Source organism: Desulfonatronospira sp., from assembly GCA_003563255.1.
Taxonomy (GTDB): Bacteria; Desulfobacterota; Desulfovibrionia; order Desulfovibrionales; family Desulfonatronovibrionaceae; genus Desulfonatronospira.
Genome location: PWSL01000519.1, coordinates 1 through 3,636, shown reverse-complemented (window position 1 = coordinate 3,636; position 3,636 = coordinate 1). Strand labels below are relative to the sequence as shown.

The 3,636-nt window shown below is 50.6% G+C and carries 4 protein-coding genes; 2 read left to right on the top strand and 2 right to left on the bottom strand.

What is annotated here, in order from left to right:
* Positions 1 to 136: 136 nt before the first annotated feature.
* The gene (locus QZP87_RS15100) at positions 137 to 370 is read right to left on the bottom strand and encodes a hypothetical protein (protein WP_008870865.1); all 234 of its coding nucleotides are present in this window, start codon (positions 368 to 370) and stop codon (positions 137 to 139) included.
* 54 nt (positions 371 to 424) lie between these two features.
* Between QZP87_RS15100 and QZP87_RS15095 the strand changes: the two genes are divergently transcribed.
* Both QZP87_RS15095 and QZP87_RS15090 read left to right on the top strand, forming a co-directional pair.
* Entirely contained in the window at positions 425 to 1,771 is a 1,347-nt protein-coding gene (locus tag QZP87_RS15095) for a deoxyribodipyrimidine photo-lyase (RefSeq protein ID WP_291323755.1), read from the top strand.
* 18 nt (positions 1,772 to 1,789) lie between these two features.
* On the top strand, positions 1,790 to 2,692 hold the full coding sequence (locus tag QZP87_RS15090; protein ID WP_291323754.1) for a TIGR01777 family oxidoreductase: 903 nt from the start codon (positions 1,790 to 1,792) through the stop codon (positions 2,690 to 2,692).
* 624 nt (positions 2,693 to 3,316) lie between these two features.
* Here QZP87_RS15090 and QZP87_RS15085 read toward each other — a convergent pair.
* On the bottom strand, positions 3,317 to 3,636 hold a 320-nt coding region (locus tag QZP87_RS15085; protein WP_291323753.1), incomplete at its 5' end, for a hypothetical protein.

The window sequence follows — 3,636 nt, the reverse complement described above, 5'->3', positions numbered from 1 at the left end:
CCTTTTCCTTGCGGGTTCTTATTCCCGCAAGGAAAAAACATGCTTCTTCAATCTCTTTTATCTGTGTCAATCTGTGTGATCTGTGGGCTAAAAACTCTTTTCTTATCTGGGTTGCGGGCATGGCCCGCTTTAGTAACTATTTATTGTCCTTGGTGCCGGTATAAGTAAAGGCGCTGGAGTTCATCTTGTAAAACCTGCCCTGGTCAATGCCCACCACCTGTCCACAGGGACAGGCAAGGCCTCCTTTCTGCTCCAGGCCGTCATAAAACCTGGTAATCCGGCTCTTGTGGCAGCGCAGAACTTCTCCGGAGCCCACCTTTCTGTATTTGAAAAGTTTTTTTTTACAGCCGGAACATTTGATTGTAAGCATGCCTGTAGTTCATATTCATAATTTTATTCAACTGCAAGCGGCGAGGACTCTTTCATGCGCGTTCACCCCCGTAGAATACAGGAGATAAGAACAGGCAACCAGGACTCAGGCCCGGTCATTTACTGGATGAGCCGGGACCAGAGAATAAAGGACAACTGGGCCCTGGTGCACGCCCAGGACCTGGCCCTGCACCTCTCGCGCCCCCTGAGGATTGTTTTTTGCCTGGCGGACAGGTTTTTGCAGGCAGGCCTGCGACAGTTCGACTTTATGCTCAGGGGCCTGCAAGAATCTGCCGGCGTTGCAGAAAGCCTGAATATCCCCCTGGACCTGGTACGGGGAGAAGCCGACCTCGTTTTGCCTGCATACCTTGAAAAACACCGGGCATCATTTCTGGTCATGGATTTTGACCCCCTGCGAATAAAAAAATCCTGGCAAAAGGCAGTCCTGGACAAAACAGGCATGCCGGCGCACTTAGTGGATGCCCACAATATCGTCCCATGCTGGAGCACATCCCAGAAGCAGGAATATGCCGCCAGGACCATCCGGCCCAAAATTCACAGGCAGCTGGAGGAATTTCTTGAAGACTACCTGGATGTTAAGCCCCATCCATATCCAGCCCAGGCCGGGACCGGGGTTGATCCGGACGGGCTGTTGCAGGAGATGGATCTGGACAGAACCATAACACCTGTGCGGTGGCTAAGTCCCGGCCCTGCCGGTGCCGGCGAAGTTCTGGATGATTTCATGGCCCACAGGCTCTCCCTGTATCATGAACAAAGAAACGACCCCAACATGCAAGTTCTGTCCAACCTGTCCCCTTACCTGCACTTTGGACACACAAGTGCCCAGAGAGTAGCCCTGCAGGTCAAAAAACAGCTTGATACTCCAGTACAGTCAAGGGAAGCCTTCCTGGAAGAACTGATTGTGCGCAAGGAACTTTCGGACAATTTCTGCCACTACAATCAAAACTACGACAATTTCCAGAGTCTGCCCGCCTGGGCGCAAAATACTCTGGACAAACACCGCAGCGACAGCAGGGATTATCTCTATGAACCCCAGGCGCTGGAACAGGTCCTGACCCACGATCCCCTCTGGAACGCGGCCCAGACTGAAATGGTCAAAAGCGGCAAGATGCACGGCTATATGCGCATGTACTGGGCCAAAAAGATCCTGGAATGGAGCAGAAGCCCTGAACAGGCCATTGACACGGCCATTTACTTAAATGACAAGTATGAACTTGATGGCCGAGACCCCAATGGGTACACAGGCATAATGTGGTCCATAGGCGGGGTGCATGACCGGGGCTGGAAAGAAAGGAAAATTTTTGGAACAGTAAGATACATGAACTACAACGGTTGCAGACGCAAGTTCAATGTGGATGCCTACATCCAGAAATGGATATAAACAGACAGGGAGAAAGACATGAAATATTTTATTCTCGGCGGAACCGGTTTTGTGGGAAAACATCTTCTGGATTTTCTTCTTGAGCAGGGGGAAGAAGTTACCGCCCTGGTTCGGGACGAATCCAAAGTCAAAAACAAATCGCCCAGGTTCAGTCTGGTCCAGGGCGATCCCCTGAAAAAGGGTGACTGGCAGAATCGGGTAAGCGAGGCGAACGTGGTCATCAACCTGGTGGGCTCCCCGGTAATGACCAGGTGGAACGACAAGTCCAAAAAACTCATCGAATCCAGTCGCGTGGATTCCACCAACAACGTGGTGGCGGCCATGAAGGACCTGGAGCCCAGGACTTTCATCTGTGCCAATGCAGTGGGATACTACGGACCAAGGAGCGATGAACGGGTGGATGAGAATACCGGACCGGGAAATGACTTTTTGTCCCAGGTGGCCGTAAAATGGCAGGAGGCGGCCCAGGCCGCGGAAAAACTCGGACACCGGGTGGTTGTATCCAGGTTTCCGGCAGTCCTTGGACCCGGCGGAGGGGCCATGGCCCAGATGCTTCCCGTATTCAGGCTCGGCCTGGGCGGAAAACTGGGCAGCGGCAGGCAGTGGTTCCCCTGGGTGCATATCCTGGACCTGGTCCGGGCCCTGCACTTCATGAGCGCAAAAGAAGACATATCCGGCCCCGTAAATGTATGCGCCCCCCAGGAAATAACCAATGAAGACTTTACCCGGGCCATGTCCAGGGTGCTCAAAAGGCCAGCCTTTTTCAAAGTGCCCGGACTGGCCTTAAAGATCATTTACGGCGAAGTGGGAGACATGCTCCTCACTGGTCAACGCTGCGTCCCTGCAGTATTGCAGAAGGCCGGATTCGAGTACATGTTCCCAGAGATAGAAAAGGCCCTGGCCGATATTGTCCAGAAGTGACTTTTAAGCAACACAGCTCTAAGGGAGTATTACGCGTTTTTTGAAAACTGAAGACGCAGAGTAATAGTCAAAGCACCTTTTGAAAAAAATGTACTTATTGCGGCTTCGCACAGGGACTGTCCCCGGCTTCGGGACTGTCCCCAATCTTTTTTTCAAAAAAAGCGTAATCTCCCTTGCTCTACTGTCCTGGCGAACCTGCATTGACCATTCAGAGGCAAAAATGGGCGTATCTGTTTAGCGCTTTTAAGGAAAGCAGGGTACAGGCACTCCGGGACCCACTTGAGCATCATTTTGTGCTCAAAATGACTCGATTTCTGGGACAAGTGGGTCCCGGAAGAGCCAGTCCCCCTGCCACATGCAAAGCTAAACAGATACCTTCTCAATAACTCCGGGCAGTATTCCTGGATACCGGCTTCCGCAATTATGGGCATTAATGATTCGACTGCAAAAACCCTTTTTTGCAGTCGCAGAAGTCAGGAGACAGGGGTCAGGAGTCAGTAAAAACAAAGAGTTATGAAGATACTTTTTGCCGAGTCACCTCCTTTCCTGACTTTTTGCAGGAAAATCATTAATGCCCGGCATGGGGGACGGCCATGGGCAGAGCCTCTTCCCATTCTTCATACTTCAAAATACGAACACCCTGTCCCTGAGCCAGGCTTCCATTACTGGATCAACTATTTTCCATACCTCATTTTCCTTTGTTATGAAATCGTTTTTAGACAAGGTATTCACACCTTGCTGAATTGCGCCTATTGAACCAAGATGATATTTTTTTATGTAATCCTGAGCATATAAATTTGGTGTTTTCTCGCTGGCTAAAGCTTTTATGAGGGACTTTTGTCTGGGCGTCAATGGATTAAAGCTGGCCTCAAAGTATCCATTTTCAGAATCAAGCAGGCTGTCAAATGCTCTATTGATTTGATCTGGATCATCAATGCAGTGAT